Genomic DNA, 25263 nt, shown 5'->3' with positions numbered 1-25263 from the left:
CTGGAAATGCGGACGCTTTGCAGGATCATGGATTTTATCGATATGCCTCATGAAACATCACAGCTGCCTGATAAATTTGCCGAAGTTTGTGATGAATTGAGTGCGATGGCAAGACCTAGATTGGCTTAAGCCGACAACGGACTGAATTGCTCGGGTCGACACAGATCTGCCGAGGCGGACACGCAAAAAAGGTTGGCGATCGCTTAGGCCCTGGAACAGGAAGACAAAAAAGTCCGGCCGGAAACCGTTGCCAGCACCGGCCGGAAGGGGTCGGACATCAAGCCGACTGGGAAGTCAAAGCCGGTGCTTCAGCCAACTGCTCAAGCAGGCGCGCAACGGCTTCAGCGCCGGGGTCATTGTGACCTGAGAGGTTCGCCTCAGACACATAAGACGCCCGCCCTGCCCGTGCTCGGGTAATTCGAGCTGTCGCGTCAGCGCCCTGACGTGCCTCCGCGGCGGCAGCCCCGATGCCGTTCTCAAGGGCATTCAGGGCCGGCATCAAAGCGTCGATCATTGTGCGGTCACCCGGCTCAGCTCCGCCAACTTGCATGATACGGTCGAGCCCCGCCTTCAAAGCGCCGATTGCACCATGCCCGCTGGAAGAGGCATCGCCAGCGGCCGCAAAGAAAATCGCGAGCAACACCCCGGACGACCCACCCATGGTCTGGCTAAGCTCCAGTCCCACGGCACGGTAAAGCTGGGTCAGGTCAGCCAGCGGGAGCCGGTCAAGGGCCTGGATCAGCGCGCGAGCGGCCGTTGCCAGTGTGCTTCCGGTGTCGCCGTCACCCGACTTTGCATCGAGTGCATTCAGGTCAGCTTCGGCGTCAATCAGGATATTGCAGCACCGCTCGATGAACGCGCGGGTTTCCGGGTTTTTCGACGGCAACGGCAGGATCGGGGACAACCCGTCCGGCAGCGGTCGCACGGAAACAGGGCCGAGCGCCAGACATCCCGGCCATGCCCATGGGGCTACGGGAGCCTGCAACAACGCCTCTTCGGCCTTGCCCACCGGCAACATCGAGACGGAAAATCCATGCATATCGAGAGACGTCATCATCGCCGCCGGGCCAATGACCCAGCGGATTTGGCTGCCGATCCGAGAGGCTGTCATCTCCTCAAGAAGAACCGACATTTCGAGAGGCGTCGTGCTGCCGAGGTTGTTCAGGATCGCAACATGTGGCCCGGGAGCCAGGTTTGGAGCCAGGCGTTCGACCACCATGGCCATCGCTGCCTTGGCGTTGGAATACTCAACCTGTTCGATGCCGGCTTCTCCGTGGATGCCCAGTCCGAGTTCGGCTTTGCCAACGGCAATCCTGTCTTCCTTCGGCGAGCCAGGAATTGTGCAGGTGTCCAGTGACATTCCGATGGAAATCGCCCCCTTGATCGCCTGCTCCGCTGCAGCAGTGATTGTATCGAGGTCGGCACCCTGATCGGCCAGGGCCCCGGCAATCTTGTGCACGAACAGCGTACCGGCAACGCCCCTTGCCTGAGGCAAGTCCGGCAAGGCAACGTCATCATCGACAATGACCATATTGACCTTCAGACCGAAGGCACGGGCGCGTTCGACGGCCAGACCGAAGTTGAGGCGATCTCCCGTATAGTTTTTCACGATGAGCAAGCAACCGGCTTTGCCCGTGACGGCCAGAATTCCTGCCAGCACCGCGTCGACCGAAGGAGACGCGAAGACCTCGCCGCAGACAGCTGCAGTCAACATGCCCTGACCGACAAACCCGGCATGGCTCGGTTCGTGACCGGATCCCCCGCCTGAGACCAGCGCCACTTTCGACTTGTCCCAGTCCGTGCGTACGACAACCTTGATATGAGGATAGCCATCCAGTCGGGCCAGCCGTCCGCCTGCGGTTCTGAGCGTCCCGTCAATCGCTTCAGTGACGAGCGTTTCCTTGGTGTTGATAAACTGCTTCATGTCCCGTCTCCTCAGGCAATTCTGGCGCCGCTGGCGTCAAAAAACAGTGGATTGCGTGGCTGAATGGCAAGCGTGTCGCCAGGTTCATATGTTGTGCGACTTTCCGACAAGGTGACGATCTCATGCCCATCTAGCGACAAATGCAGGCGAGTCTGGTCTCCAAGATGCTCAACGCGCCTGATCTGCGATGGCTTTCCCTCACCTTGAGCAATGTGCTCAGGTCGAAGCCCGATTGTTTTGGCACCGGACGGCGCCCCGGCGAACATGTCGGCAGGCAACACATTTATCCGCGGTTGTCCCAACCGTCCGGCGACATAAAGATTGACCGGATCTTCATAGATCTCTCGCGGCGTTCCGAATTGGACGAGACGTCCTTCGTCAAGCACTCCGACATGGGTTGCCATGGTCATTGCCTCGATCTGGTCGTGCGTTACGTAGAGCATCGTCGCCCCCAGACTTTCCTGAATGCGCTTCAGCTCAATCCTGAGGTCGGACCGCAGCTTGGCATCGAGCGAACTCAGCGGTTCATCCATGAGGTAGATGGACGGCGAGCGCACAAGGGCGCGCCCGATCGAGACACGCTGCATTTCACCACCGGACAGATTGGTCGCCTTGTTGTTCAGTTTGTGGGAAATCTTCAGGACATCGGCCACTTCCGCAACTTTTCTGTCGATTTCCTGTTTGGGCGTCTTCAACAACGGCGAACGCAGCGGAAAGGCCAGGTTGTCGCGAACGCTGAGATGCGGATACAGCGAATACTGCTGAAAAACCATGGCGACATTGCGCTGTGCCGGCGTGTCGTTGGCCACGGAACGACCACCGATCATGACATCGCCCTGATCGGGCTGCTCAAGACCTGCAATCAGACGCAGGATCGTGGTTTTGCCGGCCCCAGTCGGTCCAAGCAAGGTCACAAAGGCACCGTTTGCAATGGTCATCGTGACATCGTCAACGGCCTGCGTGTCACCGAATGCCTTTGACAGATTGGCAAGTTTGACCTCAGCCATGGGCCAGCACTCCTTCATTCAGAGAGGACCTCAATGCGCGACCCGACTGGTTGTCGAACAGGGTTACCGTAGACCCGTTGAATTCCAGCCCGACATGTTCGCCTGCACGCACTTTGTTGTCGGAGGGTATTCGGGCTTTCAGCTCTCCACTCGTTGATTTCAGCGTTACGATTTGCGTGGTGCCGAGATATTCGGCCGCAAGAACCTCGCTGCGGAACCCGGCATTGTCCGAAAGGGATATGTGCTCCGGCCTGCTGCCGAAGACCATGTCGCCTTCAAATGGCTCCTGAAGCATTGGAACAGCAAGATCCTCGTGGTGCATTTGCACCGATGAAGAACCGGCGTGTACCTCACCATGGAAGCGCAGAAAGTTCATTGAGGGCGAGCCTATGAAATCTGCAACGAACATGGTGGCAGGCTTGTCGTAGATGTCCTGCGGCGTACCGAATTGTTCGATCACACCATGGTTCATGACGACAATCTTGTCGCCCATCTGCATGGCTTCCAGCTGATCGTGTGTCACATAGACAGTGGTTGCGTTCATCCTGTCATGGAGTGCGCGCAGCTCTTCAGCCATCCGCTCGCGAAACTCCGCATCAAGGGCCCCGAGCGGCTCATCCATCATGAACGCCTTGGGATCGCGGACGATTGCCCGGCCCAATGCGACACGCTGGCGATCGCCACCTGACAGTCCGCCGACCGGACGATCGAGGATGTCCTCAATGCCGAGGATCCTCGAAACTTCACCGACCTTTTCTTTGACCTGGCTCTTGGGCATGCCCTGACTGATCAACGGGTAGCTGATGTTCTTGCGCACGTTCATGTGCGGATAAAGCGCAAACATCTGGAAAACAAAGGCGATGTCGCGTTTGCTCGCCGGTTTCTGACCAACCTCCTCGCCATCAATATAGATTTCGCCCGAGGTCGGCAGTTCCAGTCCGGCGATCATACGAAGCGTCGTTGTCTTGCCACAGCCGGATGGGCCAAGCAGCATGAAGAACTCGCCGTCCTCGATCTTGAAGGAAGAGGACTGCACGGCCGTGAAGTCACCGAATTCCTTTCTGAGGTTCCTGATCACGATTTCAGCCATGACGGTTACTCCGGAAAATGGCTGACAACGATGAACATCACCGTTCCGGTCAGCGTGACTATGAAGGAATAGGTGTAGGCCCAGAGGAAAAGCGGTTGCATCAGCATGATCACACCGACGGCGATCAGAATGGATGCGAGCATTTCCCAGGACCCGCGGCGAAAGCGGGCCAATCCGCTGACAAACTCACTCATTTGCGTACCGCTCCGAAGGTTATGCCGCGCAGAAGGTGCTTGCGGAGAAGAACCGTGAAAACCATGACCGGAACCAGGAACAACGTTGCCCCTGCTGCAACCGCCGGCCAGTCCTGGCCACCGACACCGATAATGGTCGGGATGAATGGGGGCGCCGTCTGGGCCGTGCCCGATGTCAGCAGCACCGCAAAGGCATATTCATTCCAGGAAAAGATCAGACAGAAGATGGCTGTCGAAGCGATCCCGGTTGCCGCCTGAGGCAATACCACCTTGTAAAATGCCTGGAACCGCGTGTAGCCGTCGATCAGTGCAGCCTCCTCGTATTCTCTCGGGATCTCATCGATGAAGCCCTTGAGCAGCCAGACAGCCAGCGAAATGTTCACGGCCGTATAGAGAAGGATCATACCCAGATGGGTGTCGGAGAGCCCCAGAGTGCGGAACATCAGGAAGATCGGAATGGCGACCGCAATCGGAGGCATCATTCGGGTCGACAGGATGAAGAACAGGAGATCATCCTTCAGTGGCACCTTGAAACGCGAGAAGGCATAGGCGGCAAGCGTTCCCAGGAAAACCGAGAGGAAGGTGGATCCGAAGCCGATAATGACGGAATTGAGGAAGCGTTCGCCGTAGCGGGACGGACCGGCAATTACCATGTCGCGGTCCCGCACAATTTCCTCATACCAGGTCGCAGGCGGTGGAAGCGCTTCCAGCTGTTCGGGTGTGACGCGCGTTCGCGTTGTGAAGAGGTTCACATACCCTTCCAGGGATGGCTCGAAGACCACTTTCGGTGGGTAGGCGATGGCATCGTTCGGCGACTTGAAGCCGGTGGTCAGGATCCAGACCAGCGGTAGGAGCGTGATCACCGCGTAGGCAATGACCAGAGAGCCAGCCACCCACTTCTGTCGTGCAGACGGTTCTGTGATGGAATAGCTGCTCATCTTTCTTTCACCTTGTTAAGCGCCTTCACGTAGATCGAAGCCAGACCGAACACAGTCACGAACAAAATGATCGCGTAGGCGGACGCATATCCGGTTCGCCATTTCTCGAAGGCTTCACGCTTCAGGTTGATGGAGGTGAGTTCGGTGACAGAACCAGGTCCACCGCCGGTCAGCTGGACGACCAGATCGAACATCTTGAAATTCTCGATACCGCGGAAGAGCACGGCCAGCATCAGGAATGGCAGCACCATGGGAACGGTGATGGTCCAGAACTGGCGCCATCGGCTGGCACGGTCGATTTCCGCTGCCTCATAAATGTAGTCAGGTATCGATCGAAGCCCTGCCAGACAAATGAGCATGACAAAGGGTGTCCACATCCAGGTGTCGACAATTACAATTGCCCAGGGCGCGAGAGCGACATCGCCGATCATCTGGAAAGAGGAGGGATCGACACCCGTGAGAAAGGAGATCCCGTAGTTGAAGAGGCCGATCTGCGGCTGGTAGAGAAACGTCCAGAAGTTGCCCACCACAGCAGGAGACAGCATCATCGGCAGGACGATCAGTGTCGTCCAGAGATCGTTGCCCTTGAACTTGCGATTGATCAGCCAGGCAAGTGTGAAACCGATCAGGACCTGCAGAAAAATCGTCCAGAACAGGAAGTGAGCCGTTGCCTGCATTGTCAGCCAGATGTCGCCATCGGTCAGAATGCGCTCGTAGTTTCGAAGCCCGATATAGTCGACTTCCCTGTTCGGCCTGTTGGCGCGAAAATTCGTGAAACTCAGGTTGATCGTCCAGATCAACGGGAAAATATTCACCGCAAGCAGCAGGAAGATCGTCGGGGCAACAAACAGCCACGCTATCGCGCGATCGGAAAGCCCTTTGATTTTACCGGCGACGCCTGGAGGCGTCGCCTTAGCTATGCGGTCGATGGGAGTGTCGGACATAAGCCGCCCTTCTTAAGGTCCATGGAATGAAAGAGGCTGACCCGTGCAGGATGCGTTGGTCGCACCGAAATTTCGCTTGGGGCCGGGCGCAATCGGTCAGCCCACTCGGGCCAGACTTTCAGTGGCAGGCAGCCACCTTGGATGCGGCTGCCTGCAGTTCACGCTCGCTTAGAGCTTACCCTCGTCTTCGAAGGTTTCGGTCCAGTCCCCGATCAGTTTGTCGAGAGCTTCCTTGGCCGTTCCCTGGTCGGCAACGACGTAGTCATGAAGACGCTTCTGCATGGCCAGCAACAACTCGGCATAGGCCGGCTCCTGCCAGAAATCCATGACACCATCCATGGCGAGAAGGAAGTCGGACGCAAATGGGGCACTGTCGGCAAAACCCGGGTCGTTGAGAACGCTCACGTGACAGGAATAGCCGCCGAGATCCCACCATTTCTTTTGAACGGAAGGCTGAGCAAACCACTTGATGTATTCAAGTGCCGCATCCTGGTTCTCTGAATAGGCCACAACGGAGATGCCCTGTCCGCCAAGCGTTGAGGCTTCCTTGTTCTGTCCCGGGTTCACAAAGAAACCGATCTTGTCGCCACCGATGTCCGGATCTGCATAAAGACCGGGGAAGAATGCAAACCAGTTCATGGCGATTGCCACCTGACCTGATTTGAAGGCATCAAGCGACTGTTCCATGTAGCTGTCGGTGTAGCCCGGAGGTGTTCCGGTTTTGTAGAGTTCTTTGTAGAACTCAAGACCGGCAACAGCTTCAGGCGAATTGACCGCGCCTTCCATGTCATACTTGCCGGGCGTCATTTCATACTTGAAGCCGAACGGGTACATGGCGCTTGTTGCGCCCATGGTGATGCCTTCCGATCCGCGCTCGGTGAAGATCGCAGCGCCGTAGCGCGTCTGACCGTCAATCTCCCGACCTTGGAAGAACTGGGCAATCTCAAGAAGTTCCGCCTGTGTCTTCGGGGGCGCCAGATCGCGACCATGCTCTGACTTGAAAGCTTCCTGAATTTCAGGAAGAGCAAACCAATCCTTGCGATAGAACCAGCCGTTGGCGTCGCCCATTGCCGGAAGCGCATAATAATTCGGCGTGCCTTTCGGCCAGGTGGAATAGGCATAAACGGTCGCCGGAGCGAAATCGTCCATGCTGATGCCTTCCTTGTCGAAGAACTCGTTCAGCTTGACATAATGACCGTTTTCAGCACCGCCGCCGATCCACTGGCTGTCGCCGATCAACAGGTCGCAAAGCTTGCCGCCTGAATTCAGTTCATTGAGCATCCGGTCGGCAAAGTTCGGCCAGGGCACGAACTCAAACTTCATTGTGTGGCCGGACTCCGCTTCGAATTCCTTCGACAGCTCTACAAGAGCGTTCGCCGGATCCCAGGCTGCCCAGCAAAGCGTCAAGTCAGCGGCCTGCGCGTTGGAGACAGAAAGCCCGCTCATGGCGGCAAATGCGGTCGCCGCGAATAACTTCGCAGTTTTCATGGATGTAATCCTCCCGAATTGGTGGTGCGCCGGCACCTGCCGGGGCAACGCACTCCTCCAAGTGCGCGCTGACGGTAATTGACATACGTATGTCTGGTCAACATAAAAACTGACATACGTCTTTCTTTTTGACGTAAAAGCAATGAAGAACCGTACTCGATTACGGAGTAAATTATTGAAAAATATCAACTAAAAAGAAGTCTTCGTCGTCAGATCAAACTTCAAAAATCAATAGAGATTCTCACGCATGATGATCTCAATACGGATTTTTTCCTGTGCCTCATAGATATCGGCACGGTCGCACTTGGCCCGCAAGACACGGATTGCGCTGCGGACGAGATGACCGACATTCTGGGCAATGATCGCGTCAAGTTCCCCATCAAGAAGCGCCTGACGCGTCACCGCGGTCAGGTCATGCGCAATGACGATCAGGTCCTCCACCCCGGATTGAGCCCTCAGCGCATCCAGCATGACCGTGTTGCCAGACCCCATCGAATAAACCGCCTTAAGGTCGGGATTGGCACCCACAGCATGGCCCAAAGTCTCGCGGATACGTTCTGCGTCGTCATGAAACTCGATTGTCGGCAGCGTCTTGAGCAAAGGAAATTCACGAGAAAGCACTTCATCAAGCCCGAAGCGACGCTCGATGCTGTCACGAGCGACCATTGAATTGGTGACGACGAGGATACTTCCTGTTTCGTTTCGCAGAAACTTGCCAAGGAGTGCTCCGGCTGTCTTACCGGCAGAAAAGTTGTCGATTCCTGCAAAATAGTCGCATCCGGAATTCGGCAAATCGGAGACCAGCGCAACCACATAAATGCCGGCACTTTTGATGTGCGCAATGGCGTCGCGAACCTGCGGCGTTTCCGGAACCATGATCGCAACGCCGTCGAGTGATGACAGATCGAGTGCATTCAGGTTGTCGACGACGGCATGCGGATCAGCGGCATTGACCGACAGGATGCGGAACTCGGTTCGGTCAGCGACCTGAGCCCAGGTCGCTTCGTGAATGGCGGCAACAATGGTTTCAACCAGGTGATTAGGGCCCTCGGGCAGTACGAAAGCAAATTTGTATCGCCTTTGCTTGGCAAGATTGGCAGCGTTGGTGTCGCGCACATATCCAAGCTTTCTGACGGCAGCCTTGACCCGCTCGGCATTTTTTGGTCGCACATCAGCACGGCCATTGAGAACCCTGTCGACCGTCGACAGACTGACGCCGGCTTCGCGCGCGATATCATGCACTGTCGGCTTGACCATCACCCCTCCTTCAGGAACTCAATGTCGCGCAACGAACTGACATACGTCAATCAATTTTGCCATATCATCAAATTTCGAAACCGAATTCCCAAAGCAGGCTCAGTCACTTGTCGCCTGGTCTTTGCCGTTGGAGGAGCTATTGTCCCATATCGGTTTCTACGAAAGCTTTTTTGGAATAAAGCGATTCAGGCGGATCGGCAACGCAAACCCGGGAACGGGATTTACAACCGGGTTAACGGACCGGAGATAGCGCGTTGTAATTGTATTTCCATGGAGAGTTGTTAAATAGAATACGTAAAAATTATCAATTTCGGGAATGGTCAAATGGCGGATTTCAACGCTCAGATTGAAAAGTCTAAAACGGAAGTGGCAGCAGCGCGCCAGAAGATTGACGAACTGACCTCAAAAATTGAATCGGCGCGCACGAAACTCGATGCCGGCCAGGACATTTCCATCGACATTGAAAACGCGACGCTGGATGACGTGCATGCCCACACCGAACTGATGGGTGCCAACATTGCCGAACTCATCATGGGGCTTGACGATGTGACAGCGACCTTTTCCAAGGACTTCGACGCCATGCGGTCCAAAACCGGCTGGGAAAGCTTCATCGGAATCTTCTCAAAGGCACGGTCGGACAGTATCCGCCAGGAGCGGATGCGCAGCGCCAGCATCGACGACAAGCTGCAGGACTTGATCACCAAATCCAATGTTATTGGACAGCTTCTGCAGGACCAGCTCAACACCCTGAACGAACACAGCAAACGCGTTGAAACCAATTTGGGCGAAACACTCTCACAGCGCGAGCAAACGGTCGGGACGCTTGAGGACATCAAGGCAAAAATCCTGGCCATGGATCCGGATATTATTGCCCTTGAAAACAAGATCTCCGTTGAAACCGACGCTGCTGAGCGCACCAAACTGGAGAGCCAGCTAGCGGAAAAGAACGCTGAGTACAATCGGCTCGCCCAGGAAGAACAGGTCAAACTGGCAGAAAGCCAGACGCTTGAGCGCTACATCGAAAAGGGCAAGACCTGGGTCGACAGCCTGCAGAACCAGGCCGCAACGCAGATGGTCCTGATCAACAAGCTGCAGACGGACACCAAACAACGCGTTGTTCTTTATGATGCTCTCGTGAAATCCTTGAAGACTGCGCAGCAACAGGACATTGCCCACAAGATCAACGAGATTGGCGTTGCGACCGACAAGGAAGCGCAATCGGCCATGGCCGCCATCGGATCCGCCACGAACCAGCGCATGGCGGACATGATGGAAGCGCACGAGGACCACATGGTGTTTGCGCGCAAAGTTCTGGAAGAAAAGGCAAAATCGGACGAACGGTTTGCTCGCCGGTTCCAGCAGATCGTCGACAAGCACGACAAAAATGCCTATGGCGCCTAGGGGTTGAGGACTGAGCCTTGGATCTGACCCTGGATCACAGGACACTGGAAGAAGCGCATGAAACGCGGCGCTACTTCGCCAAATTTGAGCGCATCATCTCGCACTTGAAAGGCGTCGCCGATAGTGTTGTCTCTGAGAACACGGCACTGGCAAGTGAAATCCCTATCCTGCAGGCCTACCTGGACCGATTGTCAGGAACCTTTACGGCGCTTTCCTACAAGTATCTGCTTGCGGGACGAGTCTCCGACAAGCTGCCCAACCTTCTGAGCATCGATCGCCAGGACAGCGGCTTCCCTGTCTACCAGGAGCTTCTGCAGATGGCCAATGATGCCATGCAGGCGCAAAACCATCTCAGATCGCTGCCGACAATGCGCGATCTGAAACTGGCGATGGTCAACCATATCCTCCAGGAGAATACAGTTCCGGTAAACCTGCAGTTCGCAGCCTCCGAACGCCAGTATTATGATGAGCTGGCCAATGCGGAACTGTTCTGGGCGCGCAACGACCCGAGAATTGCATGGTCCGGAAATCTCAGCGAAAAACGGCGTCGGTATCGGCTGCATTGGGCGGTTTATGACAGCCAGCAGAATATTCCGTTGATCTATATCCTGGACCTTGAAGACACCGGCAGGCGGCCACTTGCCAAAGACGAGCGCCGATGGCCCCGCGTCCAGAGTCAGCTTGTGGCTCAATCGGCAGCGTCCCTGAAACTCCTGACGATTGCGCGTGGGTTTGATCGCGACTTCGACGATATCCACCCCAAACGCCTGAGGCGGTTTTTCGTTGGCCCGATGTACAGCCACACATTCACGCAGCAATCTGGCCCCTTGCGTGAAGTTCTGGCGCAGGCCGGGCAAAAACCGGGCGAGGACTGGGCACTGGCCTGGACGACAGAAACACTGTTGGCTGCCAATATCGAATATGAACCGAGCGGGTTTTTCTCAACTGTCGAGCGTCAGATTTTTCAGCTGGACCCACTTGCGACGTCCGCCCAGGAAGACACAGACACTGCAGGCCACACACATCAGCAGCGATCTCTGATCTTGCCACAGCGGCCTTACCAGGTACTGGAAGAACTCGACCCACCCGGGTTTGCCCATATCCGCAAATATGCCGTCAGCCCGAATGGCAAAATTCTCAGCTACAAATAGGTTTTTCGCGTGACCCTGACCAACGACCTGATGGAACTGAAAGAAGACAAGATCCGCGAGAAATACAAATTCGCGGAAGCCTTGCTTGAGGGGTTCGACCACACGCCGCGCATTGCCGCAAGGCGCGAACCCGACATGGTGCGCGAACGCTCACCCGGGCTGGGCGGCCGGCGCCGGTTTCGGTCGACCACTCCGGGCCTGGTCACCCGGTCAACGGCGCGCCCCGAAGGTGTCCAGCTGACAGCTCGAATCCTGGAGAGCGACGACGATGTTCTGACAACACCGACGCAGGCAAACATCCTGCGCGCGCTCCGCCGAGCGCTTTCCGTAGCGCAGGTTACCGCAGACCAGTTCTCCGAACAGACGGGCCTTGCAGATCTCAAACGCTCCAATCTGGCTGGTTCACTCGATGCTTCGCATAAGGTGCGCTTTCAGGAACTTCTTTCCGCCTCTGCTCTGATTTCACTCCACGTCTTTGCAAACATGACGGACTTTCTTCTGTCCGGCCTTGCTGCCGAGAGTGGCGAAACGGACATCCAATGCGGCGAAGTAGAGGAAATCCTGATCGACAACGACCAACTTGCATTGCACGGCGCACTTTGGGAACTCGACCAGGAAATCACTTCCGCCGGCATTGAAACCGATAGTCAACTGGTGGCCCTGATTACCTCGTTCTGCGAACAGTTGATGGAAAAGGTTACCTTGCGCGCGGAAGGCAACACTTCCCTGAAGCCCTTCTCGGATGACCGGTACCGGGTTGAGGCTGACGATTTTGAGATCACCGGCTTTACTCCCTCGGCCCGGGCCCGCACGACGACGTTGACCATGGCGTTCAAGAAACCCGAAGAGGTCGTGGGCAATCACATTGCAAAATACCAGGCAATGAAGCTGTCAAAGATGGTGATGGCTTATGACTTTGAGCGCAAACTGAATCCGTTTGCCGAGCTCGGAGGCTTCATTTTCACGTTTATGGGCGACGGCAAACCGGGCACCGGTAAAACCACGCTCATTCAAATGATGGCCGGCATGATCAATGAATATTGTGCAGTGGCCGGATACCCGTTTCGCTACGAAAACCTGTCGACGGAGAGCATCGACAGTTACCAGGGCAAGTCGGCCCAGAACGCCAAGGCTTTCATTCGTAACGTGACCGACCCGAATGTGATCGGCTTCGGCACGATCGACGACATCGACCAGCTTGCGGGCAAGCGCGGCGACCGGCAGTCATCTGCCGGTCAGCTGGAGATCACGGCGGTTCTGATGGAAAGCTTTGCCGGCGCCAATACCGTCGTGCGCGGCAACTGCACGTTCGGAATGTTTTCCAACTATCCGGAGAATGTAGACGATGCCTTGCGCCAGCGGGCCGGTGCCCGCTTTCTCGTCGACGGACCTCAGACCCGTGAAGACTATATCGACATTCTGCATCTGCTGATGGGCAAGAACCACGCGATCCCTGTCGGCAACCATGACCTTTTTGAAGCCCAGGCAATCAAGAAAGCCGTGGCGGCGTCCTATGACAGTCATTCGCAGCCACAGGAAGATGCACTGTTGAACGTTTTTCAGAAGATCAGCTCCGATATTGGAGCGCTGGATACCATAGCCAAACTGGGTGCATACCTGAAAGCCATTCAAGAAGCAGACGAACGTTTCACCGGCCGTGCAATCAAGAACATCACTGACGCCGTCAAAGTGCGCGCGATGGACTTCGAATTGCCGGACGAATGGATGGAAAACCCTGATCTTTTCCTGTTCAAGGACTATGAAACCAAGAAGTCCATGATCGCGGAGCTGGCGCAACCGATCACGATCGAAATGGTTATCCAGGAGATCAATCGCTACGCCGACAGCGAGTTCCGCTATGCGGACAAGTCCGACGAGGCCGCGATTGAAAATGCCGTGCGAGACATGCAGCGTATGGAAGAAGCCAAGAAACGCTTCATAGAGACATCCCGCTCATGATGCGTCTGGTCAGACATGGGCTGATGTTCGGCAATCTAGTGGAGGTGACGTCGCCTTCCATGGTGAGCCGGTATAATCGCGCCCTGGAACATCTGACCGGAAAGACCACTCAGCTGGAGGAATTCCATATCGACATCTCCGGATTTTCGCCGGAGATCGGTGACGAGTTGGACGATCCGAACTATCTTAATCCACACGGCTGCAATCGGCTGTTCATCGTCTTGTCGACTGCGCAAAAAACAGCACCTCTGCTCAACGCCCATTTCTCCTTCTCCCGCACCGTTTTACGGCGCTACATCGACCAGAATGAAGAGCAGCTGTTTGCGCTCACACTGCACGATGCGGTGGTCGGCGAGCTGCTGAACACGGTCTATACGATCCGCTCGCCGCTTGATCTTTTTGACATCCGTCAGATCGATATCGAGGCTGACACGGTCGGCGCACATGTCGAGGCCAGCGAGGAACTCTCTTCAAAGATCCACGCATTCATGAGCGAGCCGGATGGATGGTGGGACGATGTGCTGATTGCCGAGATGATCGAGTTGTCCAAACATACGGGCGACATCATCCGCACGCCGTTGAAACTGGAAACGCAAAGTTTTGAGGAAGGCAACTTCCACACCTCGCACTATGGCGGGCTTTATGTTTTCCGCGACGTGAAACGCACCGCGTGCATCGCCTCCAGAAATGTGGACATCGTTTCAGACTTGCCCGTCAAGTATGTGCTGACACTGCAGGACCGAAAGGCGATTGCAACATACCTGACAAGGAACGGTTTGATCGAGGCCATCCACGACGTTTTGGGTGCCGATGCAATTGACATCCTCAACCAGAAACTCGACTTCGTCGCGATCGACCTGGCCGCGTCGCTCGGCGAAGACCTTTCAGACATTTCGCGACGGGATCTGCGCAACCTCAAGCGAAAATACCATAGCGACCTGCCGGAGGCTTACCATGCACTGGAAAGCGCCGTGCGCCGAATGGCCGCCGGCAGAAAGGTTCGCTGGCCGGATCCGGACGACCCGGCTTTCTTTTATCTTTTCCGGTCAAGCGATCATTCGGACAAGATGTTGGTCAACAGGCTCCTGGCTGAGTTGACACCACTCGACTTCAGGCAACTGTTCATCTGTCACAAGGATGCATTTTACGACCACTACCGAACATGGAGCGAACCCAAGAAGACCTTCGTCGCACAATTCCTCGCCGAAGAATATATGGTCGACAAGGCTGGCACGCGCCGCGAACTGTTTGGAGCCGAACCGGGAATGCAAGAAGATTACCTGGATTATGGCTTCGGTCAGAACATGGGACCCTGGGGAGCCATACCCAAAACCCGTGACGACGACGACGATGATGAGGACGACGATGAGGACGACGACGATTGATCAAGTATCTTAAATGGATCATTGGCATCCCGCTGGTGCTGATCATCGTGGTATTCGCCCACTACACTTTGCCGGGCCGCGATGTCGTGCGGATCGTCGGCACGGACGTCAAAAGAATGGACATTGGTTCTTCGTCCTGGTTCTGGGCTGCTCCTGATGCAGGAACCAATCCGAACTGGACCAGGGACGTCCGCTTCATCAATACGGTTTGGCCGGACGGGAAACCACGCGTTTACCGAAACGAAGACACCGACTGGGGCTGGCCGCCCTATTTCAAGTTCGATTCCAGCAACATTACTGCACAAGCGCAGGACCTGGCCAAGAAAGAGGACGAGGTCTGGATTGCCGTCACCCATTACGGCTGGCGCATTGAACTCTTCACGATCTTTCCAAACGCAATCGATATCGAAGAGGTGGAAGGTCCGGATGTTCTGCTGATACCCTGGTTCAACATCATCTTCATCCTGGTGCTGTCCGCGCTCGCATTGCTCGTGCTCCGCACCATGAGCCTTTTCAAGAAAAAGCGGATTGATCCGGTCGTGGAAGGGATCGACGACTTTATGGATGATGTCGGAGAGAACGCCGAACAGGCCAAGGCGAATGCTCAACAGCGCGCCAACGAAGCCACAAGCGGCTTCCGGCGCTGGCTGAAGCGCTGGTTTGGCTGACAAGGCGACTGCCTCCAGTCGCAGAGCGCGCCCCGATTGCGACGACACCTGCCTTCAGCCAGGCTTTCCGCCGATGTGACCTACACACCTGATATCGTGGCCGGATTTCCCTTCAATCATGAGAATTTGATGGGATAGCCGGCAAATATTGGCGACGTTGTTTCTTGACCCGACCAATGCAAAGTTTCTATTGTAAATAAAAAATTTTACACGCGGAAAGTTTTTGCCGCCCACTTGGCAGTAGGAACTTGACCAGAAACGATAATGGGCGGAGCGTCAAGGCAACTGATGACGGATCGAAAAATCAGGAACATGGAGGAGTTTGCCGCCGTCAGCGGGATCTCCAGACCGACCGTATCGAAATACTTCAATGATCCTGACAGCGTGCGCCAGTCAACGCGTGAGCGGATCGAGCAAGCGCTTGAGCGTTACGATTTCCGCCCCAACATCTTTGCGATCAACCAGAACCGCCGACTGACCAAGAATATCGGGATTGTTGTTCCCTATCTGGCCGACCCTTTTTTCGCTGAAATCGCCCGAAACATTGAGCGACGCTGCATTGACGCCGGCTATTGGCCGATCCTGTTCAGCTCTCACGGTCAACAAAGCCTGGAGAACGACATACTGGGAAGCCTGCGCTCCTTGAAACCAGCCGGAGTGCTGCTTGCACCGCTCGGCCGTGCATCCGACCACAGCTATATTGAAAAATTCTGCAAGGACGTCCCGACGGTACTGTTCGACAGTAATATTGAAGGAATTGGCGAGGCATTTGTCGGCTCGGACAATTTCAGTTTCGTCTCGCAGACCGTCGAATACCTGACGCGATCGGGCGAGCCGCCATGTTTTTTCGAGATGACCACGCCTGCGAACCCGAACGCAAACAAGCGCCGAGCCGCCTACCTCGAGATGATGGACAAGCTCGGTTTCGAACCTCATGTGGTCAAGGTTGAAGGCGAAGGGTGGGCCTTTGAAGAGATTGGCCGCCAGGGTGCACTCCGAATTCTGGAGGTGCATGGATTTCCGACCGACACGATCCTTTGCAGCAACGACCGTCTCGCAATCGGCCTCCTATCTGCCTGTTACGAAAAAGGTTTTCGGGTTGGCCGCGGAGAAGGTTGCGCATTGCGGGTCGCATCGCATGACGATCACCCCTTCTCCAGGTTCACCTGCCCTTCACTGACGACAGCAGCTCATGACTATGATTCCGTCGCGAACCATGCCTTCGGAACATTAAATGACCTGATCGAAGCCGGCGGCACCTTCAACGACCGCGAGGAAACCCTGTTCGCAGCTCGGTTGGTGTTACGCGCGTCCGCCTAAAATTTTACGCGCGCAAATTTTTTCTTGACGCCGGGTAATTATTGCCTCAAGGTTTGGTCAACATCCAAGCCAGGGAGGACATAGGATGTATTTGAAGAACGCATTACGTGCGGTCACAGCACTTACTTTGATCACAACAACCAGCGCCTTTGCGGAAACGATCACGATCGCGACCGTGAACAATGGCGACATGATCCGTATGCAGGGTCTGACGGAAGACTTCACGGCAAAGACCGGTCATACGGTCGAGTGGGTCACTCTTGAAGAGAACGTCCTGCGTCAGCGCGTCACTCAGGACATCGCCGCAAAGGGCGGTCAGTTCGACGTCTTGACCATCGGCATGTACGAGACCCCGATCTGGGCGGCAAACGAATGGCTCGTCTCGCTCGACGACCTGCCGGCCGAATATGACAAAGACGATATCCTGCCCGCAATGCGCGCCGGACTGAGCCATAGCGGCAGCCTTTATGCGGCACCGTTCTATGGTGAGTCGTCGATGATCATGTATCGCACGGACCTCATGGAAAAAGCCGGTGTTACGATGCCGGATGCTCCGACCTGGAGCGATGTAGAAGCCGCTGCCAAGGCCATGACGGACAAGGACAACGAAATCTACGGCATCTGCCTGCGCGGCAAGGCCGGCTGGGGTGAGAACATGGCGTTCATCACCACCGTTGCCAATTCCTTCGGTGCACGCTGGTTCGATGAAAACTGGAAGCCGCAGCTCGACACACCTGAGTGGAAAGACGCTGTCAGCTTCTATAACAACCTTCTGACCAGCTATGGCCCTCCGGGCGCGTCCACCAACGGGTTCAACGAGAACCTGGCACTGTTCCAGCAGGGCAAGTGCGGTATGTGGATCGATGCGACTGTTGCAGCATCCTTCGTGACCAACCCGAACGACTCCACGGTTGCAGACAAGGTCGGCTTCGCACTCGCGCCGAACAAGGAAGGCGTTGATAAACGCTCGAACTGGCTCTGGGCCTGGGCACTCGCCATTCCGGCCGGCACCCAGAAAGAGGCAGCTGCCAAGCAGTTCATCGAATGGGCAACCTCGAAGGAATACATCGAGCTCGTAGCCTCCAAGGAAGGCTGGGCCAATGTACCTCCTGGAGCACGTACATCGCTCTACGAGAACCCGGAGTACCAGAAGGTCCCGTTCGCCAAGATGACGCTCGAAAGCATCAACGCGGCCAACCCTGACAGCCCGACTGTCAAGCCGGTTCCTTACGTCGGCATTCAGTATGTCGCTATCCCGGAATGGGCTGGCATCGGTACGGCTGCTGGTCAGGAATTCTCAGCAATGGTTGCCGGTCAGCAGACCGTTGATGAAGCGCTTGCAAAAGCTCAAGCGAACACGGCTGAGGAAATGGAAGCCGCCGGCTACTAAGGGTTTCCTCCCCCGACTGCGAGGGCGGAGCACTTCCGCCCTCCCTTTTTACACTACCCACCTGCTCCCCATAGCCCCGCTCGTCACGGTAGACTACTGCCGTCAACAGAGAAGGTGTGTCCATGGCTACCCAGCACTCCCGCTCCGCCGCTCGCATAATGATGGCTCCTGCAGTCATTCTGCTTCTCGGCTGGATGCTTATTCCGCTCACCATGACCTTGGTATTTTCGTTCAAGAAATACCTTCCGCTCCGCGGCGGTGATCTTGGTTGGACCGGTTTCGACAACTACGTCCGCTTCGTCTCCTCCAGTGCCTTTTGGCCAAGTGTTCAAACGACACTCATCATTGTCGGAGGCGTCCTGCTCATCACGATTTTCTTTGGGGTCCTGCTCTCCATGCTTCTGGATCAGCCCATGTGGGGCCAGGGCATCGTCCGCATACTCGTGATCGCACCGTTTTTCGTAATGCCGACCGTTTCGGCACTCGTCTGGAAAAACATGTTCATGGATCCGGTGAACGGCCTGTTCGCGCACCTTTGGAAGGCCTTTGGTGCACAGCCAATTGAATGGCTGAGCGATCTGTCGCTGTTTTCGATTATCCTGATCGTTTCCTGGCAATGGCTGCCCTTCGCGACACTGATCCTGTTGACTGCAATTCAGTCGCTCGACAGTGAACAGCTTGAAGCTGCCGAAATGGATGGGGCACCGCCCCTGTCGCGTTTCGCCTTCATTGTCCTGCCGCACCTGTCACGCGCCATAACAATCGTCGTGTTGATCCAGACGATCTTCCTGCTGGCGATCTTTGCGGAGATTTTCGTGACCACAAGCGGCGCCTTCGGCACCCGCACACTGACCTACCTGATCTTCCAGCGTGTTCTGGAAAGTCAGAATGTCGGCCTCGGATCTGCCGGTGGTGTCTACGCAATCATCCTTGCCAACATCGTTGCCATCTTCCTGATGCGCATCGTCGGCAAAAACCTGGACACCTGAGGAGGGAAAAACATGGCACGTTCTGTCACTACCCGCCGCAAGACGATCAACACCACCGTCGCATGGGCAATCGGTTTTCTGATCTTCTTCCCGATCCTCTGGACCATCCTGACCAGCTTCAAGACAGAGGCACAGGCGATCAACGACCCACCGCTGTTCCTGTTTTTTGACTGGACGCTGGAGAACTATGCGGTCGTCCAGGAAAGATCCGACTACATGCGCTTTCTCTGGAACTCGGTGATCATTGCCGGCGGCTCGACCGTTCTCGGCCTCATGATCGCCATACCGGCTGCATGGTCGATGGCCTTCGTGCCGTCCAAGCGCACCAAGGACATCCTGATGTGGATGCTGTCGACCAAAATGCTTCCAGCGGTCGGCGTGCTTTATCCGATCTATCTCCTGTTCATACAGCTGGGTCTTCTCGACACGCGAACAGGTTTGACCATCGTGATGATGCTGATCAACCTGCCGATCATCGTCTGGATGCTCTACACCTACTTCAAGGAGATCCCCGGTGAGATCCTGGAAGCAGCCCGCATGGATGGCGCATCGCTGAAAGAGGAAATTCTCTACATCCTCACACCGATGGCCATTCCCGGAATCGCCTCCACAATGCTGCTCAACTTCATCCTTGCCTGGAACGAAGCGTTCTGGACCTTGAACCTGACCGCCGCAAAAGCAGCACCTCTCACCGCCTTCATTGCCAGCTATTCCAGCCCGGAAGGTCTTTTCTACGCCAAGCTGAGCGCAGCTTCGACCATGGCGATCGCACCCATCCTGATCCTTGGATGGTTCAGCCAGAAACAACTGGTTCGCGGTCTCACCTTCGGCGCGGTTAAATAGGAGTTCCCAAGATGGGCCAGATAACTCTCAACCAAATCACCAAAAGCTTCGGCGATGTCCAGGTGATCCCTCCGTTAGACCTTCAGATCAACGATGGCGAGTTCGTCGTCTTCGTTGGCCCCTCCGGCTGCGGCAAGTCAACGCTCCTGCGCCTGATTGCAGGTCTGGAAGACACGACTTCGGGCGAAATCAACATCGATGGCAGAGACGCGACGGAAGTTCCGCCCGCCAAGCGGGGACTTGCGATGGTGTTCCAGTCCTATGCGCTCTACCCGCATATGTCGGTACGCAAGAACATTGCCTTTCCGCTTCGCATGGCCGGCCTCGACAAGGCCGCCCAGGACGCAAAGGTCGAAGCCGCTGCCAAGGTTCTCAATCTGACAGACTATCTGGAACGCCGTCCGGGCCAGTTGTCCGGCGGCCAGAGACAACGTGTGGCAATCGGCCGGGCAATTGTCCGCGAGCCTGCAGCGTTCCTCTTCGACGAACCGCTCTCAAACCTCGATGCCGCGCTGCGTGTGAACATGAGGCTTGAGATCTCGGAACTTCACCAGTCGCTTGAAACCACGATGATCTACGTGACCCATGACCAGGTCGAGGCCATGACCATGGCAGACAAGATCGTGGTGTTGCAGGCAGGCGTCATCGAACAGGTCGGATCGCCGCTGGACCTTTATCACACACCAAAGAACAAATTCGTCGCAGGCTTCATCGGATCTCCGAAGATGAATTTCCTGATGGGCGCCTATGCTTCGGAATTCGACGCGACCACCATCGGCATTCGGCCGGAACACCTCAGTGTTTCGGCGACCGAAGGCAAATGGGCCGGCAAGGTCGGCGTGTCGGAGCATCTGGGTTCAGACACCTTTCTCTATGTCGAAATTGAAGGTCACGATGAGCCACTGACAGTGCGGTCTTCCGGCGAAGTCGCATTGCGGCACGGTGACGTCGTTCATCTGACGCCAGACCCTGAGAAGATCCATCGCTTCGACAATCAAGGCCTGAGAATGGCATGACACGGCTAGAAGGAAAATCAGCGCTGATTACAGGCGCCGCACGTGGCATCGGCAAGTCGTTTGCCGAACGCTACGTGGCAGAGGGTGCAACTGTCGCCATCGGCGACATCAACCTGGCAGGAGCCGAAGCGGCAGCTCGTGACCTCGGGCCGAACGCCTATGCGGTCGAACTCGACGTCACTGACCAGTCCTCCATTGACGCAGCCATCTTGTCGATTGAAGAGAAAACCGGCGGCCTTGATATCCTCATCAACAATGCCGCTCTCTTCGACCTGGCACCAATTGTCGACATCACTAGAGAGAGCTACGACCGGCTTTTCAGCATCAATGTCGCTGGAACACTTTTCACGTTGCAGGCTGCCGCAAAATCCATGATCAGGCGTGGTCAGGGTGGCAAGATCATCAACATGGCCAGCCAGGCCGGCCGACGCGGTGAATCTCTCGTCGGCGTCTACTGCGCCACCAAGGCTGCCGTGATCAGCCTGACCCAATCCGCAGGTCTCAACCTCATCCGCCACGGCATCAATGTGAACGCAATCGCGCCGGGCGTTGTGGACGGGGAGCACTGGGACGGTGTTGATGCGCTCTTTGCAAAACACGAAGGACTGAAGCCGGGTGAAAAGAAGGCTTCCGTAGGCGCAGCTGTGCCCTTCGGCCGCATGGGCACGGCGGACGACCTCACCGGGATGGCGGTTTTCCTGGCAACACCTGATGCCAACTACATAGTTGCGCAAACCTACAACGTCGATGGCGGCAACTGGATGAGCTGACCAATGACACAAAAACTGAACAACACTGTGCTCTCATCCCTGCCGGCGAGAATTGGCCGCCCGAGATATGACCGGGCCCAACTCACGGCAGGCATTCTTCATATCGGTGTTGGCAATTTTCACCGTGCTCATCAGGCTGTCTACCTCGACAATCTCTTTCAGCTTGGTGAAGGTCTCGACTGGGCAATCGTCGGTGCGGGCCTGAAGCCCTATGATGAAGTCATGCGTGCCCGGCTTGCAGACCAAGACTGGCTAACCACGATAGTCGAGCTGGAGCCGGAGGGACTTAACGCCCGCATATGCGGAGCGATGATCGACTTTGTCGAGGTAGATCCTGCAGTGCTCATCGCGCGCCTGACCGATCCAGCCATTCGCATCGTATCTCTGACAATCACCGAAGGTGGCTATTTCGTTGACCCGAATACGGGTGGTTTCGATGCCGGGCATCCCGAAATTCTGGCCGATCTTCATGACCCTGCCAATCCGAGAACGGTATTCGGCATTCTTGTCGCGGCGCTTCTGAAACGCCGGGACATCGGGCTTGCGCCTTTCACAGTCATGAGCTGCGACAACCTTCCGGAAAACGGCCATGTGACAGAACAGGCCGTTGTCGGCTTTGCCGAAGCTCTTTCTGCAGAAACAAGCGCCTGGATTAAGGGCAATGTCGCATTTCCGAGTGGAATGGTCGATTGCATCACACCGGCGACGGGAGATCGCGAACGCAGTCTTGTGACGGAGACCTTCGATCTCGAAGATGCCGCACCCGTTGTTTGTGAGCCATTCCGGCAATGGGTTTTGGAGGACAAATTTCCCAGCGGCCGCCCACCACTGGAAAAAGTCGGCGTCGAGTTCGTTGAGGATGTCGCTCCCTATGAGCTCATGAAACTCCGGATCTTGAATGGAGGTCACGCGGCCATAGCCTATCCGGCTGCTTTGCTCGGCCACTATTTCGTCCACGATGCGATGAATGATCCGCTGATCCGTAACTATCTGCGCAAACTTGAGGAGGAGGAAGTGATACCGACCGTGCCTCCTATTCAGGGGGTCAGTTTTCAGTCTTATCTGGAAACCGTGATGACCCGATTTTCGAACCCGGCGGTTGGCGACACGATCCCAAGGCTTTGTTTCGACGGTTCCAACCGGCAACCAAAATTCATCTTGCCGACAATCCAGGAACGTCTCGACAAGGAACAATCCGTCGACGGTCTTGCCCTTGAAACCGCCCTTTGGTGCCGGTACTGCCTCGGTAAGGATGAAACCGGCCACCAAATCGAGTTGCAAGACGGCAATTCAGTCCTGCTAAAGAACTGGGCCGTGAGTGTATTCAAACAGGGCGAAGAACCGTTCGAAATGCCCGACCTGTTTGGGCCGCTTGGCAAGGACGCACGCTTTCTGGGTGCATTTGCCGAAGCGGTCAGCCAGATTGCTGCAATCGGCGTCGCCGACACACTTCTGAACTACATCGAAGGTGGGTCGGGCAACGCAAGGCCTGAGCGGCGGATACCGGCAGGCTGAAATTCAGTCGGTGGGTGCCGCTTGTTCCGGGCCCGGCCGGAAATGTGCGGGTGTGACCAAAGGCTCATCACCATTTTCGTTGGCCGTCATCATCAACGGAAAGTCATAAGCCGCCGTCAAAAGCTCCGCAGTCATGACCTCTTCCCGGCGTCCAAAGGCAAGACCATATCCGTCTTTCATCACAAGAACCTTGTCCGCGAACGCAAGGGTCAAATTGAGGTCGTGCATGACCGTGACGACCCCGCCGCCGCTATCTGCGTAGTCCCTGGCCAACTGCATGATCTGATACTGGTGTTTTATGTCGAGGCTGGACACCGGCTCATCCAGAAACAGCCAGTGAGGTGGCGCGTAAACCGGGACGGGCTCCCAAACCTGAACCAACACCCTGGCGAGCTGGACACGCTGCTGTTCCCCACCGGACAGGTCCTGATAGGATCGTTCTTCAAAACCGTTCAATCCGACCTTCGCAAGGGCTTCTCTCACCCGTAGGTAGCGGTCCACACGCTCTTTCTGACGGCCCAGAAATCCGAGGCCGACGACTTCTGTGACATTGAGCGGAAACGAAATTTGAGAATTTTGCGGCAGCACACCCCGAAGATCAGCTTGTGCTCCAGGAGCCAATTCGCAGACCTCTCGTCCTGCCAACTCGATCGAACCGCGATAGGCGGTTTCTCCCGTTATCGCTCTCATCAAGGTCGTCTTGCCAGACCCGCTTGGACCGATAATGGCAAGAACCTCACCAGCCGCTGCACTGAACGCGATCTCCTTGACGATTTCGACCCGGCCTGCGTTGACGCCCACGCCGGAAAGCTGGAGCAGTGTTTCCGGCTCAAGGTCTTCGGATCTGTTCAAGTGGAGCATGTGCAAGCCTTCATGAGAAACCCATCAGCCCCCGTTTGCGCAACAAGATCCACAAAAAGAAAGGAGCGCCGGCAAAGGCCGTGATGATACCGATCGGCAATTCAGCGGGAGCAACGATAGTGCGGGCGAGTGTGTCAGCGGCAATCAGAAGCACCGCGCCCAGGAAGGCCGACGCCGGCAGCAGGTATCGATGGTCCGGGCCAATGGTAAGCCTGAGAAGATGAGGCACAACAATGCCGACAAAACCGATACCACCACTCACGGCGACAGATGCCCCAGTAGCTCCGGCCACCATCAGGATACTCACATTTTTGAGCAACTGAACCCGGATCCCGATATGTCCCGCTGCTGCCTCACCAAGGATAAGGGCATTGAGCCCTCTGGCCAGAAAGGGAACACAGACAAGCATTGCCAGAATAATGGGGGCCGCAGACGCAAGTTTGCTCCAGTTAGATCCTGCAAGTGACCCCAGGCCCCAGAACTGCAGGTCTCGGAGCTGCTGGTCGTCAGCCACATACACAAGAAGGCCAGTCATTGCGCCTGTCAGTGCACCGAGAGCGATGCCGGCGAGCAGCAGCGTCGCAACCGACGTGATCCCGCCTCTTGTGCCTATGCGATAGAGCAGAAGTGTTGTCATCAAGCCCCCGGCAAATGCCGCAATAGGCACCGCATAGATCCCCAGAAAGGTCATGACCGGCGCCAGAACGGAACCGCCAAGAACGATGAACACTGCCGCGCCGAACCCTGCCCCCGCCGATACGCCAACAATTCCCGGGTCAGCCAAAGGGTTGCGGAAGAGCCCTTGCATGACAGCGCCGGATACCGCCAGCGCAGCGCCTACAAGCGCGCCCAGAAGAACACGCGGCAGGCGAATATCCATGACGACGATCCAGTCGCGCGGAGAAACGCCCTCCGGAACACCGCGATCACCGCTCAAAAGGACAGCCAACATTTTGGGGAGCATGTCGAAAATCGGAACGGCGATCGGTCCAATTGCGAGACTTGCCACCGTCACACCAAGCGACACCAGAGCCAGCAAAGCAGTTGCAGCCTTGGCAACCGGTTCCCGGTCACCGGTTTTGAAGTGCATAAGGCGAACTGAACGGGACTTCACCCGATTGCCGCGCCGGGCGATGGCTTCGCTCATCACCGT

At 56.2% G+C, this 25263-nt stretch carries 22 protein-coding genes; 12 read left to right on the top strand and 10 right to left on the bottom strand.

From position 1 onward, the window contains the following. Nucleotides 1–277 precede the first annotated feature (277 nt). From FIV00_RS07670 to FIV00_RS07635, 8 genes are all read right to left on the bottom strand, one after another. Nucleotides 278–1924 (bottom strand): dihydroxyacetone kinase subunit DhaK, encoded by a 1647-nt coding sequence (locus FIV00_RS07670; RefSeq protein WP_152500190.1) that lies wholly within the window; start codon nt 1922–1924, stop codon nt 278–280. Nucleotides 1925–1935: 11 nt separating this feature from the next. Continuing rightward, nucleotides 1936–2931: an ABC transporter ATP-binding protein gene (locus FIV00_RS07665; RefSeq protein WP_152500189.1), complete on the bottom strand. Its 996-nt coding sequence runs from the start codon at nt 2929–2931 to the stop codon at nt 1936–1938. After that, nucleotides 2924–4021 carry an ABC transporter ATP-binding protein gene (locus FIV00_RS07660; RefSeq protein ID WP_152500188.1) on the bottom strand — a complete coding sequence of 366 codons (1098 nt, stop codon included), beginning with the start codon at nt 4019–4021 and terminating at the stop codon, nt 2924–2926. The genes FIV00_RS07665 and FIV00_RS07660 overlap by 8 nt, the downstream gene beginning before the upstream one ends. Before the next feature lie 5 nt (nt 4022–4026). After that, on the bottom strand, nt 4027–4215 hold the full coding sequence (locus tag FIV00_RS07655; protein WP_152500187.1) for a hypothetical protein: 189 nt from the start codon (nt 4213–4215) through the stop codon (nt 4027–4029). Continuing rightward, on the bottom strand, nt 4212–5153 hold the full coding sequence (locus tag FIV00_RS07650; protein WP_152500186.1) for a carbohydrate ABC transporter permease: 942 nt from the start codon (nt 5151–5153) through the stop codon (nt 4212–4214). Before FIV00_RS07650 ends, FIV00_RS07655 begins: the two co-directional genes overlap by 4 nt. Next, on the bottom strand, nt 5150–6097 hold the full coding sequence (locus tag FIV00_RS07645) for a carbohydrate ABC transporter permease (protein ID WP_152500185.1): 948 nt from the start codon (nt 6095–6097) through the stop codon (nt 5150–5152). Before FIV00_RS07645 ends, FIV00_RS07650 begins: the two co-directional genes overlap by 4 nt. Nucleotides 6098–6265: 168 nt before the next feature. Continuing rightward, entirely contained in the window at nt 6266–7585 is a 1320-nt protein-coding gene (locus FIV00_RS07640; protein ID WP_152500184.1) for an ABC transporter substrate-binding protein, read from the bottom strand. Between the two features lie 228 nt (nt 7586–7813). Next, nucleotides 7814–8842, bottom strand: coding sequence for a LacI family DNA-binding transcriptional regulator (locus tag FIV00_RS07635; RefSeq protein WP_152500183.1), 1029 nt, complete (start codon nt 8840–8842; stop codon nt 7814–7816). Nucleotides 8843–9166: 324 nt separating this feature from the next. Between FIV00_RS07635 and FIV00_RS07630 the strand changes: the two genes are divergently transcribed. From FIV00_RS07630 to FIV00_RS07575, 12 genes are all read left to right on the top strand, one after another. Further along, complete coding sequence (locus FIV00_RS07630) at nt 9167–10243, top strand: hypothetical protein (protein WP_152500182.1); 1077 nt, start codon at nt 9167–9169, stop codon at nt 10241–10243. 17 nt (nt 10244–10260) lie between these two features. Beyond that, nucleotides 10261–11394, top strand: a complete 1134-nt coding sequence (locus FIV00_RS07625) for a hypothetical protein (RefSeq protein WP_152500181.1) — start codon at nt 10261–10263, stop codon at nt 11392–11394. Nucleotides 11395–11403: 9 nt separating this feature from the next. Beyond that, nucleotides 11404–13353, top strand: coding sequence for an ATP-binding protein (locus tag FIV00_RS07620; protein WP_152500180.1), 1950 nt, complete (start codon nt 11404–11406; stop codon nt 13351–13353). Further along, nucleotides 13350–14738: a DUF6638 family protein gene (locus tag FIV00_RS07615; protein WP_152500179.1), complete on the top strand. Its 1389-nt coding sequence runs from the start codon at nt 13350–13352 to the stop codon at nt 14736–14738. The genes FIV00_RS07620 and FIV00_RS07615 overlap by 4 nt, the downstream gene beginning before the upstream one ends. Then, nucleotides 14735–15406 carry a DUF1523 family protein gene (locus FIV00_RS07610; protein ID WP_209006853.1) on the top strand — a complete coding sequence of 224 codons (672 nt, stop codon included), beginning with the start codon at nt 14735–14737 and terminating at the stop codon, nt 15404–15406. Before FIV00_RS07615 ends, FIV00_RS07610 begins: the two co-directional genes overlap by 4 nt. 288 nt (nt 15407–15694) lie before the next feature. Beyond that, on the top strand, nt 15695–16726 hold the full coding sequence (locus FIV00_RS07605; RefSeq protein ID WP_152500178.1) for a LacI family DNA-binding transcriptional regulator: 1032 nt from the start codon (nt 15695–15697) through the stop codon (nt 16724–16726). Between the two features lie 85 nt (nt 16727–16811). Next, nucleotides 16812–18116: a sugar ABC transporter substrate-binding protein gene (locus FIV00_RS07600; protein WP_152500177.1), complete on the top strand. Its 1305-nt coding sequence runs from the start codon at nt 16812–16814 to the stop codon at nt 18114–18116. Nucleotides 18117–18238: 122 nt separating this feature from the next. Continuing rightward, nucleotides 18239–19105: a carbohydrate ABC transporter permease gene (locus tag FIV00_RS07595; protein ID WP_152500176.1), complete on the top strand. Its 867-nt coding sequence runs from the start codon at nt 18239–18241 to the stop codon at nt 19103–19105. 12 nt (nt 19106–19117) lie between these two features. Beyond that, entirely contained in the window at nt 19118–19948 is an 831-nt protein-coding gene (locus tag FIV00_RS07590; protein WP_152500175.1) for a carbohydrate ABC transporter permease, read from the top strand. 11 nt (nt 19949–19959) lie between these two features. Continuing rightward, entirely contained in the window at nt 19960–20964 is a 1005-nt protein-coding gene (locus FIV00_RS07585) for an ABC transporter ATP-binding protein (RefSeq protein ID WP_152500174.1), read from the top strand. Continuing rightward, a complete protein-coding gene (locus FIV00_RS07580; protein WP_152500173.1) occupies nt 20961–21734 on the top strand; it encodes an L-iditol 2-dehydrogenase in 774 nt (257 codons plus the stop codon). The genes FIV00_RS07585 and FIV00_RS07580 overlap by 4 nt, the downstream gene beginning before the upstream one ends. A gap of 3 nt (nt 21735–21737) precedes the next feature. After that, complete coding sequence (locus tag FIV00_RS07575) at nt 21738–23249, top strand: mannitol dehydrogenase family protein (protein ID WP_152500172.1); 1512 nt, start codon at nt 21738–21740, stop codon at nt 23247–23249. A 3-nt stretch (nt 23250–23252) separates the two neighbouring features. Here FIV00_RS07575 and FIV00_RS07570 read toward each other — a convergent pair whose 3' ends face one another. Then, on the bottom strand, nt 23253–24068 hold the full coding sequence (locus FIV00_RS07570) for a heme ABC transporter ATP-binding protein (RefSeq protein WP_371419580.1): 816 nt from the start codon (nt 24066–24068) through the stop codon (nt 23253–23255). A 52-nt stretch (nt 24069–24120) separates the two neighbouring features. Then, the gene (locus FIV00_RS07565) at nt 24121–25257 is read right to left on the bottom strand and encodes an iron ABC transporter permease (protein ID WP_152500170.1); all 1137 of its coding nucleotides are present in this window, start codon (nt 25255–25257) and stop codon (nt 24121–24123) included. Nucleotides 25258–25263 lie beyond the last annotated feature (6 nt).

Source organism: Labrenzia sp. THAF82 (assembly GCF_009363435.1).
Classification (GTDB): domain Bacteria; phylum Pseudomonadota; class Alphaproteobacteria; order Rhizobiales; family Stappiaceae; genus Roseibium; species Roseibium porphyridii.
This window is presented reverse-complemented; position numbering and strand designations above follow the sequence as displayed.